Annotated in this window: 11 protein-coding genes; 5 read left to right on the forward strand and 6 right to left on the reverse strand. The window is 48.7% G+C overall.

Translation table 11 applies throughout. The annotated features are described in order from the left end of the window. Nucleotides 1–22: 22 nt before the first annotated feature. From NDI33_RS06065 to NDI33_RS06090, 6 genes are all read right to left on the reverse strand, one after another. Entirely contained in the window at nucleotides 23–2,572 is a 2,550-nt protein-coding gene (locus NDI33_RS06065) for a glycosyltransferase family 39 protein (RefSeq protein ID WP_190677705.1), read from the reverse strand. Nucleotides 2,573–2,730: 158 nt separating this feature from the next. Further along, complete coding sequence (gene pruA, locus NDI33_RS06070; protein ID WP_190677707.1) at nucleotides 2,731–5,727, reverse strand: L-glutamate gamma-semialdehyde dehydrogenase; 2,997 nt, start codon at nucleotides 5,725–5,727, stop codon at nucleotides 2,731–2,733. 92 nt (nucleotides 5,728–5,819) lie between these two features. Continuing rightward, nucleotides 5,820–7,181, reverse strand: a complete 1,362-nt coding sequence (locus NDI33_RS06075; protein ID WP_190677709.1) for a serpin family protein — start codon at nucleotides 7,179–7,181, stop codon at nucleotides 5,820–5,822. A 183-nt stretch (nucleotides 7,182–7,364) separates the two neighbouring features. Further along, nucleotides 7,365–8,768, reverse strand: coding sequence for an NAD(P)(+) transhydrogenase (Re/Si-specific) subunit beta (locus tag NDI33_RS06080; RefSeq protein ID WP_190412731.1), 1,404 nt, complete (start codon nucleotides 8,766–8,768; stop codon nucleotides 7,365–7,367). Nucleotides 8,769–8,884: 116 nt separating this feature from the next. Continuing rightward, nucleotides 8,885–9,175, reverse strand: coding sequence for an NAD(P) transhydrogenase subunit alpha (locus tag NDI33_RS06085; protein ID WP_190412730.1), 291 nt, complete (start codon nucleotides 9,173–9,175; stop codon nucleotides 8,885–8,887). A gap of 133 nt (nucleotides 9,176–9,308) precedes the next feature. After that, nucleotides 9,309–10,454 carry a Re/Si-specific NAD(P)(+) transhydrogenase subunit alpha gene (locus tag NDI33_RS06090; protein ID WP_190439674.1) on the reverse strand — a complete coding sequence of 382 codons (1,146 nt, stop codon included), beginning with the start codon at nucleotides 10,452–10,454 and terminating at the stop codon, nucleotides 9,309–9,311. Between the two features lie 592 nt (nucleotides 10,455–11,046). Here NDI33_RS06090 and NDI33_RS06095 point away from each other — a divergent pair. The 5 genes from NDI33_RS06095 (at nucleotide 11,047) to yidC (ending at nucleotide 14,014) form a co-directional block, all read left to right on the forward strand. Then, the gene (locus tag NDI33_RS06095) at nucleotides 11,047–11,580 is read left to right on the forward strand and encodes a DUF2808 domain-containing protein (protein WP_190677711.1); all 534 of its coding nucleotides are present in this window, start codon (nucleotides 11,047–11,049) and stop codon (nucleotides 11,578–11,580) included. A gap of 123 nt (nucleotides 11,581–11,703) precedes the next feature. Further along, nucleotides 11,704–11,841, forward strand: a complete 138-nt coding sequence (rpmH, locus tag NDI33_RS06100) for a 50S ribosomal protein L34 (protein WP_190412727.1) — start codon at nucleotides 11,704–11,706, stop codon at nucleotides 11,839–11,841. Nucleotides 11,842–11,918: 77 nt separating this feature from the next. After that, nucleotides 11,919–12,317 (forward strand): ribonuclease P protein component, encoded by a 399-nt coding sequence (rnpA, locus tag NDI33_RS06105; protein ID WP_190439914.1) that lies wholly within the window; start codon nucleotides 11,919–11,921, stop codon nucleotides 12,315–12,317. Beyond that, a complete protein-coding gene (locus tag NDI33_RS06110) occupies nucleotides 12,289–12,684 on the forward strand; it encodes a PH domain-containing protein (protein WP_190412725.1) in 396 nt (131 codons plus the stop codon). The genes rnpA and NDI33_RS06110 overlap by 29 nt, the downstream gene beginning before the upstream one ends. A gap of 181 nt (nucleotides 12,685–12,865) precedes the next feature. After that, nucleotides 12,866–14,014, forward strand: coding sequence for a membrane protein insertase YidC (gene yidC / locus NDI33_RS06115; RefSeq protein WP_190412724.1), 1,149 nt, complete (start codon nucleotides 12,866–12,868; stop codon nucleotides 14,012–14,014). The last annotated feature ends 2 nt before the right edge of the window (nucleotides 14,015–14,016 follow it).

Genomic DNA, 14,016 nt, shown 5'->3' on the forward strand with positions numbered 1-14,016 from the left:
GGCAAAAGAAAGAATTTTGTTTCTAATTCGGAATTTTTAATTCTTTTAGAATTTGCCAAGCTTTGATGAGATTGCCTTGCAGAAGCGTTGCTACGCCATTCAGGGCTTGAAGTTCGTATAAGTTCGGATTGATGGCAAGAGCCGGTTTCAAAGCTTTCTGGGCGGCGGCGGGATGCCAATCGTACAGATGGACAAAGGCGAGATAGGCATAAGCGTAAGGATTTTGGGAGTCGATCTCAACGACTCGTTCTAAGGCAGCGATCGCACCTTTGACTTGTCGCTTCAGCGCCTTTGACAAAGCCAGCGTGTATGCCCAATCCCGGTTTTGCGGTTCCCGTTGCAGTCGGTATTCCAATGCTGTTAAGGTTTGATTCAGATAGTCTTGAATCGGGTCGTACTGGTTGATGCGCCCAGTTTCTTCAAAGATTGACTCTAGAGCTTCTGTCCCTTGGGGTAAAGTAGCGGCTAGAGTCCGCAACTGAGTCAGCAAATCCAGCTCTGGTGCGGGTGTGGCGGCAGCAAGGGGTTCAATCTTCAGTGTCACGGGGGGCACCTGTATCGGGTAAGTTTCACCCGTTTGCCGGTTCAGGTAAGTCGCTTCTAGGCTGTAAATGCCAGCCGATATATTTGCTGGCGGCAGCATCGCCATCTGTTCGGTGACTCGAAAGCCATTCGCAGAACGCTCAGGGGGAAGAACTTTTGGATACAATTCTCCCATGCCAATCCCGTGATCGTGCAGCCATTCAGATTTGGGATTTTCAACAATGCGATCGCTCATTCGCCAAGTCAGCAGCACTAAACCGGATTGCAACTGTTCCCAGGAACCAGACCATTCGTAGGTAATCGGTACGGGAATCCCTGGTGGGGCTTGATTAGGCACACTCACCCGTTCTAGGCTGACTTGGGTACGGGGTTCTGTGAGGGGTTGTACTTGGATGGGTGGCGTTTTGCGATGATAAAGTTTCAGCACGCTGTCATCGGGTAAATTCCAAGTCTTGTGCAACTGGAAATCCGAACCTTGTTCTACAGTTTGGACGATAATTGCTTGCGCGTCTGGAATCGATCCTTGCTTGCCACTTTTCGTAAGGAACCAGGAAAGCGATCGCGCATCTTGAGGGACAAACTTTTTTCGGGTTCCCACCTGACGCCCATACACCTGAAAATTTTCTAACGCACCGTAATAATTGAAATTATGCTGGTTGATTTTGGCGGTTGAGGGTAATACTCCCAGTGTGGAACGCAGATAAGGTTCGGTTTGAATAATTTGGGCGATCGCTTGTTGGTGAGGCCATTTTTCTCCCAAATAAACGGGATGCTGGGCGTAGGGACTGAGAACTCGCGTGATATTGGCAAACATCCCTCCCACGGGAAACAGGTTCAGAAACATCAGCAGCACCGCCAAACTAACCGTTCCCCAATGGATATGATGTTTCCAGCGTCCTGTCTGGCGCGTCAAGCCATAAGCCAAAAATAGCGCTACCACCGGCAAGTAAGGCAAGACATAGCGAGAATCTTTATTAATATTCAGCGAACCCAGTAAATAAGCTCCCAGCCAAAATACCGCAAGCCAAGCAATTGAATCAAAATTTAGAAATGAAAAATTAAAAGTTGAAGAATTCTCTTGTTGAGTTTTTATTTTTTTAATTGAATAAATCAGCAATCCCACAATTGGAATGAGTAACAAAGGCCAAGACAGATGGTAAGGAAGAATTTTCCAGTAGTAAGTCCAAGCGTCTAGAGTATTGAGGGCGGGATCTCCCTCCGCGATCGCTGAATCCACTGTCGCCCTTTTTCCCGCCGTCAGCATCAGCAGCCAATTGGTGCGATACCAAGGACCAAAGACCAAAACCGAAAGCAGCAACCCAGAAACCAGTTGCGCGAGGCGTCCCCATGCCCGGTGCCGAAGAATCGTCCCAAACCCCACCCACAAAATCGGCGTCAACAGAAAGAACAGCGCTGTCTGCTTTACCATCAGCGCCAGCCCCAAAGAAAGTCCAAACGCCGCCGCCCAAACCCATTCTCTTGTTCTTTGCGTCCTCTGTTCCTCTGCGGTTCGACAATTCCGCCAAACCGTCAAGCAAAAGAAACTCAACGTCACAACCGCTGTCAGCGGATAATCCAGCAGAAAATCCAGGCGATATTGATAAATCCCCGGTAACAATTGGCACAGCCCAGCCGCCCATAAACCGACTTCAATGCTAAATAGCTGGACGCCCAAACCATAAACCGAACCCAAAAGCATCGCACTGAATAGCAACAGAACCAGCGTGGCTTGATCCGCCCCCCTCCCAAAGAGATGCTGGACGATAGCAGTCGCAATGTAGGTAAAAGGCGGCACTTTGGATGTCAAAAGCCAAAAACTCGTCCACCACTCCCCTGAAAACCACTGGGGTTGTTGCAAAGCCCTCCAGTAGTTCAACGATCCCGTCAAGTAATCTGCCTGATCCCAAGCTGGTACTGAGTGGTCAAGCGCAAACCAAATGCGATCGCTAACTGCCCCCACCAGCCAAATGATTCCTAGAATTAGCAGACTTCTATTCTTAAACTTAGTGCTTTTATCTTTATCGGTCACAGAATCCAGATAGGTTCTTTTAACTTCTTTCTCATTTTGTATTGCATCAAATTGAGAACCGCTCTATTATTTTCTCCCAATTACCTTACCCCAACAAAAAGACAAAAGTAAAAGAAACAATTCTTTCTGTTTACTTTTGCCTTCTTACTTTTGCCTTTCTAATCTACTCCTTCAATCGGAGCAAATCCTTGGCGCTGGATATTTTCTGTCACTACGCGGGGTTCGAGGAATTGTAGCAAGTAATCTGGGCCACCTGCTTTAGAACCGACGCCAGAAAGTTTGAAACCGCCGAAGGGTTGTCTTGCTACAATTGCGCCAGTGATTCCGCGATTGATGTAGAGGTTGCCGACTTCAAATTCGCTTTCAGCTTGTTGAATGTGGGAAGGTGTACGGGAATATAGACCGCCAGTCAGGGCGAAGTTGGTATTATTACCAACTGCGATCGCTTCCTCAAAATTCTTCACCCGCATGACGGCTAGAACCGGACCAAAAATTTCTTCTTGGGCAATCGTTGCCTCTGGCGAGACTTCTGAGAAAATCGTTGGACCGATAAAATAGCCATTGTTGGGTGCGGGCATTTCCAGCGCCACTTTGGCTTCCTGACGCCCTTTCTCGATATATCCCAAAATGCGATCGCGTGCGTTTGCATCAATCACGGGGCCAACTTGGGTGCTGGGTGCCTCCGCAGGGCCAACATTGAGCGATCGCGTTGCTTCCACCAAACGCTCTACAAAGGCATCATAGATGGGTTCTAGAACAATTACCCGAGAACACGCCGAACACTTCTGTCCGCTGTAACCAAAGGCGGACTGCACCACACCTTGCACAGCTTGGTCGAGATCCGCACTTTCATCGACGATAATCGCATTCTTGCCACCCATTTCGGCAATCACCCGCTTCAGGTGTTTTTGCCCTGGTTGTAAAATCGCCGCATCAGCGTAAATCCGACAACCGACTTCCTGAGAACCTGTGAAAGTAATCATGTGGACGTCGGGATGCTTCACCATATAAGCACCCACCGTTGAACCTTTGCCGGGGACGTATTGAAACACCCCACGAGGAATGCCTGCTTCTACCAGAATTTCACTGAGTTTGGCTGTAATCACCGATGAAACTTCAGCCGGTTTGAGAAGCGTACAATTTCCAGCCACCAGTGACGCCACTGTCATTCCGGTGGGAATCGCCAAGGGGAAATTCCAAGGGGAAATAATCAGGGAAATCCCTCGTGGTTGGTAGTTATAGCGGTTGGTTTCCCCAGCGATGTCATAATGGTGCCCAGCATCCAGCCGTTCCATTTCGTCGGCGTAGTAACGGCAGAAGTCTATTGCCTCGGAAACTTCACCGTCACATTCCCGCACTGGCTTTCCAACTTCTAATACCATGCACGCAGATAATTCGGCGCGGCGTTTTTCCATTAAATCTGCTGCTTTCCGCAACACTCCAGCCCTTTCTGGCACTGGAGTCTGCCGCCAACTGGCAAATGCTGCTTTTGCGGCTTGGATCGCCTGTTCTGCTTGTTCTACGCTAATCAATCCGATTTTGCCAACCACCTCGCTGGGGTTGGAAGGATTCACTGAATCGACGATATCGGATGTGTTTACATATTCACCGTCAATCAGAGGTAAATAGGTTTTACCTAACTGTTCGCGTACCGTTTGCAAAGCTTGTTGCGATCGCTTCCTTTCCTCAGCTTCTGCATAATCCGTATCCGCTGCATTGTGAAAAGGCAAGTTTTGAGTTTTGAGTTTTGAGTTTTGAGCTTTGACTGAAGACTCCGAACTTTCTACGACGGGGGGTGCTAACAATTCCTCAATCGGGCGCTCTTCCAGATTTTGCCGCAAGAATGAACTATTGGCAGTATTTTCCAGCAATCGGCGAATCAAATACGCCATTCCCGGTAGCAAATCCCCATAAGGACAATACACCCGCACTCGATAACCTTTATCGACGAGCGCTTTTGCCAGCTTATCCCCCATGCCATACAAAACTTGCATCTCAAAGCGACGGCGGGGAATTTTCAAACTTTCAGCGATCGCCATCGCCCGTGCTTGCGATCGCACGTTATGACTGCCAATTGCTGCGTACAAATACTCATGATTTTCCAGCAACAGTTGGGTCATCTTCTCAAAATTGGCATCGGTTGCAGTTTTATCGCTGTAAACTGGCACCGGCCAATCTTTCTGCATTGCCTTGATGGTTTCCTGATCCCAATACGCCCCTTTTACCAAGCGCACTGTCAGAGGATAGCCACGCTGTTTCGCCCAGTCAATCAAGCCGCGCAAATCTTGTTCGCTGTCGCGCAAATAAGCTTGCAGGGTTATTCCGAGATCCGTGCGACTCCGGAACTCCTCTTCCATCAACAACTGTTTCAGAATGGAGAGCGTCAAATCTTTGTAGGCATACTGTTCCATGTCAAAGTGAACGGCAGCCCCCAACGCTTGGGCACGACGTAAGAGAAGCCGGATGCGATCGCTCACTCGCTCCTCGCTTCCCTTCGCATCCAACGGATCGAACTGCGAATAAAACGCTGTCAGCTTGACAGATACTTGAATTTGGGGGATTTCTTCTCCATCTGCTTGGTCAATTGCCGGAACCCGCGTCCACGTCTTCGCTGCCTCCGTCAGCTGCTGCATCAATTCCAAATATCTATCTAAATACGACTGCGCCTCAGTTTCCGTAATCACCGCTTCCCCCAACAGGTCGATGGTGAAAGCCATTTTCTCCTTACGCAATCGCTCAACCGTCTTAATAACCTGTTTAATACTTTCCCCAGCGATATATTTATGCGCTAAGGTTTCAACTGCTGTATTCACCGTTGTCGCTGCTACCTGACCGGGCATTGAGTCTGGAGACGCAAAGTTGAGCATCCCTTTCAGGCTCGTCGGGAGTTCAACCGACTCATCCGCCAAGTATTCTTGCAAGTGGCGAGCAACTTCCGGTTTACTGTGCAGCGCAGGCAGACAGTCAATGAAGCGAAACAGCTGCACTCGCAAACCAGGGTTAGCCATTGCCCAAGCAAGTAATTTATCATCCCAGCGCATTTGGTCGCGCATTTGGGCAAAAAAGGAGCGATTTTCTCTCGTTGCTGCCAACAGTTGTTTGGCAATTTCTTGGGTCTTGACTTCGTAGGTGCTATCAGATATTTGTACAACCACGGCTGGCAGACTCCTAATTCAGGATAAAGGCATCAATGCTGGGAACCCTCTATCTTCTATTTTCTCGATTTCCCAAGCGATCGGCATCAACTTTACTTCCCAACAGCCGCTGTTGACTGTAGCGGATTCAACACACGACCCAGGAACAAAATGCTACCCGACTGCTTGTCCCGAATCAGGAACACAAATGGGCGATCGGCTCGAAACTCTTTGTTTGCCCCCCTAGTCATCCCAACCCCTGTAGACGCAGCTGCCTCAGTGCCCTCCTCATTTACCTCCACGAAGGCTTTGTGAATCACCTTGGAGATGAACAACCCTTTCTTGCCGGTCATCGCCGAGAAGTCAGCTTGAACGCTGAAAGCTTCGGGCATCCCCATATTTGCCAGTACCTTGCTTAGGTCAAACTCTGAAGTGAGGTTGAACTTAGGCACCCAAACTTCAACCATCTGCTCGTATTTGAGGGACGATAGCCACCGTTCCAAGTTTTTTGGCGTCAGCTGCTGCTCCATCTTCGCCAACCCATCCACTTGCTTGGGTAAGAGAATGACCATCGATAATTCCTTGGATATCTCCTCGCCTTGACCGTAGGGTAGCTCTAACACTTTCAAGCTGCCAATATCTGCCCAGCCGTATTGCTCCGTCTTGCACATCATCGGCACGCTAACCTGCTGCGTTGGAGTGACATAAAACGGCTCATCTTTGGTTTTTTGCCGATCGAACGGGCTGAACCAGGCACCTTTAAAGTAAATGGCATTTGTCAGCACCAGCTTGGTCTTAGAAGAGATCGTCCCTGGCGCAATCAGGTCTTGAATTTTGTCTTCAGTTTTTTTTGCGACCCAGTTGTTGATCGTGCGGCGAGTCTGTTCAGTCGCACCGGCAAAGTCCACCTCTTGGAGTCCCCCGCCGTAGTCGTTTTGGGTAGTTTTCAAAAAGCGATCGCTAAAGCCATAGCCCTTTTGACCCCAAAGCCGATTCGCAACTGCAATTTGATATCCCTGCTGTTCGCTGGCGTTTAGCTCAGCCATGAGCGCGGCAAAAGTCGGATGCAGGCGTTCTTGCTCTAAGGTGAAGTGGAGAACTTTCGCCATCTCGGTCGCCGTTTGTCCGCCAGCTCCAGCGTAGGTCATGGCGAGTGCCGTTGAAATGCTGTAAGGGGAGAAGAATAGGTTTCCTTCTTGTTTCCGCAGACGGTTATAGAGATCGAGGGCAAACGAGCTGTTGCCCTCCACCACCGTATCTAAAAGTGCGGAAAGTTCCTCTGTTGGTTGTTTTGGAGTGGAGGACGCGGTTTGGCTGGTTAAAATCGGCTTTGGAGTCCCATTCCCATCTGCCTTGTCTGACAATGCACGGGAATTCCTAAAATAGATACCAGGTTCACGAGCCATCGCGGAACCAACCGAAGCGATCGCCAAACCTACTAAAGCGGCGGTAAAACCCGCGATGAATTGTCTCATGCTGCTTTCATGCAAAATCACATAACCGTGGTTTCTGAATGTAGCAGATGCCTCTGGTAAGCCCAGCCTAACCTATCTTTTATTCCAAAGAAAAGATAACTTCAGGAGTATTAAACTCCTGAAGCAGACTGGTATCGTATCGCGATCGCAATTTTGAGTGATGATCTAAAACTCAAAATTTGTTTATAGCTGCTTCACTTCAGCAACAAGCTTCGCCACGACATCCCGCGCACTGCCAAATAGCATCATCGTTTTGTCTTTGTAGAAAAGCTCGTTATCCACACCGGCAAAACCCGCACTCATCCCGCGTTTAATCACAATCGTGTGTTTTGCCTTATCTACTTCCAGAATCGGCATCCCGTAAATCGGGCTAGCAGAATCGTGACGAGCCGCTGGATTCACAACATCATTCGCCCCAATCACCAGCGCCACATCCGTCTGCTCTAACTGCGGATTGATATCATCCATGTCGTATAGCTGCGGATAAGGCACATTCGCCTCCGCTAACAATACGTTCATGTGTCCTGGCATCCGTCCCGCGACTGGGTGAATGGCGTATTTCACTTCAACGCCTAGTTTTTCTAAGCCGTCAGCCAATTCGCGGACAGCGTGTTGTGCTTGAGCCACTGCCATGCCATAGCCGGGAACAATCACGACGGAACGCGCATAGCCCAACATCATCGCGCCTTCTTCGGTATCGATGCTGTGGACATTTTTATCGCCCCCTTCTGCACTACCAGTACCACCAGATGCCCCAGCTTTCCCGAAGGCACCAAACAGCACGCTGGCAAGGGAACGGTTCATCGCCTTACACATGATTTCGGTCAGGATTAAGCCTGAAGCGCCTACCAAGGCTCCGGAGATGATCAGCATATTGTTCATCACCACGAAACCAGCAGCAGCCGCAGCGACCCCAGAAAGCGAGTTCAGCAGCGAAATTACGACAGGCATATCGCCGCCGCCAATCGGAATCACGAACAGCACGCCCAGCAGTAAGGAAATCCCTACCATTGCTAGAAATACAGGTAAGTTGTCTGGGGTAATTAGCAGGAAGGCACTCGCTGCTACAAAACTTACTAATAGGAGAGCGTTGATGGGTTGTTGCAAGGGAAAAGTAATGGGAGAACCACTAATGAGTCCCTGCAATTTGGCAAAGGCCATCATACTGCCAGTGAAGGTGACGCCGCCGATAAATACGCTACTGATAATCGAGAGGTTGGCGTCGAAGGGAATTGCTTGCTGCGTGCCCAAGAGCCGCCAAAATTCTCCTACAGCGACCAGGGCAGAAGCTAAGCCTCCCAAACCGTTGAGTAGACCCACCATTTGGGGCATATCGGTCATTTCTACTTTATAGGCTGCGATCGCTCCCAACACTGAACCAATCAGCAAACCCAACAAAATCATTTCGTAGTTCAACACCTGCCTATCTAGCAGTGTTGCCACGATAGCCAGTAGCATCCCGACAGCTGCCCACTGATTGCCTGTGCGAGCTGTCGCCGGTGAACCCAGCTTCTTCAATCCCAGAATAAACAAACACGCTGCTACTAAGTAAGTCAGCTGTATCCCAGTTGGCAGAAATTCCGTCATATCACTTGTTCGTCGGTAATGGGTAATTGGTGATTGGTAATCAGATAGAGTTTTGAGTGTTCGGGTTTGAATTTTGAGTGAGAAATTTCTTCTGTTCAAACTTCAAAGCTTATCCATTACCCGCTTACCTTTTTCTTAAACATTTGCAACATCCGATCCGTCACTAAGAAACCACCTACTACGTTGATGGTTGCTAGCACCACGGCAATTAAGCCCAAAATGACGCTGAGATTTGACTCGCGCGGCCCGCAGACAATCAGCGCCCCGATCACGGCAATTCCAGAAATTGCATTTGCCCCAGACATTAGGGGAGTATGGAGTGTCGGTGGCACTTTGTTAATTACTTCAAATCCGATAAAAGATGCTAATACAAATACAAACAAAGCGCCAATTAAGGTTTCTGTCATTCAGCTCAATACTCCTTCTTGATTCAGCGGTCAAGGTGGACACTGCCCACCGACAATCTTAAAATTGGATACCTAATTTGATAGCTAAGAAACCCGTTTTCTAGAGAGAAAATGGGTTTCATCCACCATTTTTCTAGGCGTTAATCTTCACCTGAGTCAAACCATCCCGGACTCGTTGATTGAGAATCTCACCGTTATTAGAGACGCAGGTACTACTAATGATGTCATCCTCAAAATTCAGCTGCAATGCACTCTCTTTAATCAGGTATTGCACCAAAGTCAAAACATTCTTGGCATACATTTGACTGGCGTGAACCGGCATAGACGCAGGTAAATTCATCGGGCCAATAATCGTGACTCCGTTGCGCTGTACATCCTTGCCAGGTTCCGTGCAGGCGCAGTTGCCGCCTTGCTCAGCTGCCAAATCGACAATGACCGCACCCGGTTTCATCTGGGCTACCATTTCCTCAGTCACCAGGATGGGCGCTTTCCTGCCCGGAACCTGAGCTGTGGTAATGACGACATCGGCTTGCTTGACATGCTCGGTGAGGACTTCCTGGGTGCGTTGCTTAGAGGCTTCAGAAACTTCTTTCGCGTAGCCGCCCGCTGCCACAGTTTCTTCATTCAGCTGCACTTCGATAAATTTCGCCCCTAGGCTTTGCACCTCTTCTTTCACGGCAGGACGAATATCAAAGGCTTCTACGATGGCACCTAGGCGTCTAGCAGTAGCGATCGCTTGCAGTCCCGCTACGCCTGCACCCATGATAAATACTTTTGCCGGTGCAATTGTCCCAGCTGCTGTCGTCAACATCGGGAAGAACTTCGGCACAGCCGCCGCTGCAATCAGTACCGCCTTGTATCCAGCCACTCCCGCCTGAGAAGACAAAGCATCCATGCTCTGCGCCCGACTGGTGCGGGGGATCAATTCCATACTGAAGGCGGTGACTCGGCGCTCGGCTAAACGCTGGATTAGGTTTGGATTTCCCAAAGGATTTAGAAACCCAATCAACACGCCTCCTTCCTTGAGCTGATGAATTTCATGCTCTTTCGGCGGATTAACTTTTAATAAAACATCCGCCTCGCGCCACAAAGCACCTGTATCCGAGACAATCGTTGCACCAGCTGCTTTATAGGCGTCATCAAAGAAAAATGCTTGCTCACCAGCACCCGCCTCTACCCACACTTCTAGACCCTGTTTTACTAACCTGCCTACAGTGTCAGGCACCAGTGCCACACGACGTTCGCCAACTTCAACTTCCTTTGCAACCGCAATTCTCATGAACTCTCCCAATCAATTCTACGAAACCCTTCTGCATCCTATCCTTTTGCATCCTAGGCGGATTTCTAAATTCCGATCCGTATCTTTAACTTTGTTTTATGAATTTAGAGTTCCACACTCACGCACGTCCTAAGACGATATCACCTAGAACCCGTTTTCAAAGCTTTAACCAATGATAAAAAGCTTTCTCTTAAACCCTCTGGTGCCTATAATCTCTGGCGTCAATTCAGATTAATTGAAGGGTTTGTTTCCGGCTGATTTTTTCAAATTTATTCAATAAATAACCAAAAAAATACATAATGATATACATTAGTACATAAAAAAATGCCGAGCAGCGCGATCGCGCCGAGCGGCAACTAGTTTAAAATCAACTGTCTTTATGAGCCGGTCTGGTTCCATTGCCCTAACCTGAGCGATCGCTCGACTCAAAAGCTCACCAAGCTTGCATCTGGGGGCACTTTCTTCTCGCTTCCCGCGTCACGGGGGAGGATTCATTCGGGGCGGCTACATCCCCGCTTGAGTCAAAAATAGTAAAGTTTAGTAACGAAGCCCACTCTCTAGCCCATTCTCTACAGTTGAGATACAAGAGCCTATGTTGTCAACAAAATCCTCTAAGCGACGCCTAATTTCTGCCCTAGCGGCGACGGGTTGCGTGCTAACGGGCTTTGCCAGCCTTACCCAAGCACAGAGTCTACCCGGTTTAACCATTTTTAGCGGTGTTGAACGGCAAAATCAGCTGAGCTATCGGTTAGATTTTGGCGGTCAATCGGATGCTTGGGATCGCTACCGGCTCAAGATTCCTGGCAAAAAGATGGAATTAGGGGCAGCTCAGTTTGTCATCACTTATCCGGATTACTACAAGGGCAAATTTGACACGAAAAACGTTGAAGTCCGCGTCAAAGGAAAAAAATTGCCCCTCAAAGAGGTTGTCTGGGACAAAGAAAATTACAAGCTTCTGATTTATATGCAGGAGCCAGTGGCTGCTGGTAACAGCGTAGATTTAATCTTGTCTAACGTGAAAAACCCGCCTTTTGGTGGAACTTATTATTTCACAGGTGCGATTCTTACTCCCGGCGATGTACCGTTGCCCCGTTATCTCGGTACCTGGATTCTGAGTATTAATTAAGGCACAATCCACGTCCGCTTCTGTGCCGCTAAGGGGCACCTGTAAAAGGAGCGCAATGTGATGCTATGCTGGAGAATCGTGGATTTTTCTATAGCGGCGATTCTAAATCTGGAGTAAAAACCGATGACTCAGCGCACTCTGGGCGGCACTAATCGTAAGCAAAAAAGAACATCTGGTTTTCGAGCACGGATGCGTACCAAAAATGGTCAGGCTGTCATCAAAGCTCGCCGAAAAAAGGGACGTTATCGCCTTTCCGTTTAGAAACACAAGAAGGATGAAGGATGAATTTATTTCGCCTTCATCCTTCTTTTAAGCCACCCAGGAGGGCGGAGTTTCTAGTGGCATTATCCAGAGCAAATCGACTCAGGCACCGGCAAGATTTTACCGCTGTGTACCAGAGCGGTCTGCGTCGCAACGCCCCTCACTTTGCTTTAAGAGCGTTGAGGCAATCAAGCGGCGCGAAGGGCATGAAAACTGCTGAAGTGATGCCAACCCGCATCGGCATCTCCATCAGCCAAAAAGTCAGCAAGCGAGCAGTCATCCGGAACCGGATCAAGCGACGGATTCGGGCAGCGATTCGTCAGATATTACCTCGCATTGCACCTGGCTGGCGGTTGGTCATCGTTGTGCGACCCATAGCAGTGGAGTGCGATTATGGTCAAATTTTGCGAGAATTAGAGCAGTTGTTGGCAGAAGCAGAGGTACTCAATGGGCATCAAAGAGGAAACCTTCTATGAAGGTGGTCCCCACATAGGTGATTTGATTATTAATATCCTGCTCGGATTTACAGTCATCTGTATACCTCTGACGGTAGGGGCAATTGTGAGAGCGCTTTGGTTGCGCTACCGGATTACCACTCGTCGCATCTCGGTAACGGGTGGTTGGATGGGACGCGATCGCACCGACATTATCTACTCAGAAATTGTTAATGTCGTGAAGGTTCCCCGTGGAATTGGTCTCTGGGGCGATATGGTAGTCACTCTTCGAGATGGCAGTCGCCTGGAACTCAGAGCCTTACCTCGATTCCGGGAAATTTATGACTACATCAACGAGAAAATGGCAGCCAGAACCGGCAAACCAGCGGATGGTTCCGCGAGTCGATAGAATTGCCTCAAAAGTCAAGAAATTTTAGATGCTCGAATTGAATTGTCAATGGCTTATCTAAAAATTCCCCAGCGACTCTACCCTGGCTTTTGTGTGTTTTATAACCCAAAAATCACAAACATTAGATAACTTAGATTAAGATTCTCCACAAGCTACTAGCGCCCCCTCTAACTCAGAACGAATGGACTTTGGTATCGGGTTTCTCTCCAATAATGTCATGCTGCCAATCCTGGATTTCTTCTACGGGATTGTGCCTAGCTATGGTCTCGCCATCGTGGCGCTGACACTTGTAATTCGCTTTGCTCTCTATCCCCTGAGTGCTGGCTCCATTCGCAATATGCGGCGGATGAAAGTTTCCCAACCGCTGATGAAAAAGCGACAAGAAGAAATTCAGAAGCTTTACAAGGACGATCCTGCAAAACAGCAGGAGGAAATGAGCAAGCTGTTCAAAGAATTTGGCAATCCCTTAGCCGGGTGCTTCCCCGTGTTGCTGCAAATGCCGATTCTCTTTGCATTGTTTGCCACCTTGCGGGGATCGCCATTCTCGGATGTGAACTACACGGTCAATTTGCAAATCTTTCCTCAAGAACAAATTGAACGGATTCAGCCGCAAGCTTTCGTGACAGCGCCACAAAACATTTACTTTTCAGATGGCGTTCATGCCCCGATTGCGGCGCTGCTGCCGGGAGGGAACCGCCTGACGGTTGGGGAAAAGGCTAAAATTGAATTTCAAACCGTGGAGGGCAAACCCCTTCGGGAACTCCTCGCCGACTATCCTGAAACTAAGCTGATTCCCCGCTGGAAGGTCACTAAAGGCGAAGAACGGGTACAGGTGAATGAAGATGGCAGCGTGGAAGCTCTTCAGCCTGGGGAAGTCACCGTTCAGGGAACAGTTCCAGGACTAGCGGCAGATAAAGGATTTCTCTTTATTGATGCGTTAGGTCGTGTGGGCGCTTTTGATGAAGACGGAACCATTCACTGGGATATTATCGGCATGGTGCTATTCTTTGGCATCAGTTTGTATCTCAACCAGGTTCTCTCCGGACAGAACGATTCCAGCGATGCAAACGCTCAGCAGGCTACGGTCAACAAAATTACCCCAATCCTCTTTTCTGGGATGTTTTTGTTCTTCCCACTGCCAGCAGGAGTGTTGATGTACATGGTCATTGCTAACATTTTCCAAACTGCTCAGACGTTTATTTTGTCGCGCGAACCCCTACCAGAAAACCTTCAGAAAATGGTAGAAGTTCAAGAAAAAGAAACGAAAGCAAAGGAAAGAGAAGCACTTCCCTTTGAACCAGGTCGTTCTAAGAAAAAGGCTTCGAGTTAGCT

Source organism: Trichocoleus sp. DQ-A1 (assembly GCF_039961955.1).
Taxonomy (GTDB): domain Bacteria; phylum Cyanobacteriota; class Cyanobacteriia; order Cyanobacteriales; family FACHB-T130; genus FACHB-T130.

Coding starts and splice junctions, on each gene's coding strand:
- NDI33_RS06110 (WP_190412725.1), top strand. CDS start 12,289: ATGGGCATCAAAGAGGAAACCTTCTATGAAGGTGGTCCCCACATAGGT.
- NDI33_RS06090 (WP_190439674.1), bottom strand. CDS start 10,454: ATGAGAATTGCGGTTGCAAAGGAAGTTGAAGTTGGCGAACGTCGTGTG.
- NDI33_RS06085 (WP_190412730.1), bottom strand. CDS start 9,175: ATGACAGAAACCTTAATTGGCGCTTTGTTTGTATTTGTATTAGCATCT.
- NDI33_RS06075 (WP_190677709.1), bottom strand. CDS start 7,181: ATGAGACAATTCATCGCGGGTTTTACCGCCGCTTTAGTAGGTTTGGCG.
- NDI33_RS06095 (WP_190677711.1), top strand. CDS start 11,047: ATGTTGTCAACAAAATCCTCTAAGCGACGCCTAATTTCTGCCCTAGCG.
- rpmH (WP_190412727.1), top strand. CDS start 11,704: ATGACTCAGCGCACTCTGGGCGGCACTAATCGTAAGCAAAAAAGAACA.
- yidC (WP_190412724.1), top strand. CDS start 12,866: ATGGACTTTGGTATCGGGTTTCTCTCCAATAATGTCATGCTGCCAATC.
- NDI33_RS06080 (WP_190412731.1), bottom strand. CDS start 8,768: ATGACGGAATTTCTGCCAACTGGGATACAGCTGACTTACTTAGTAGCA.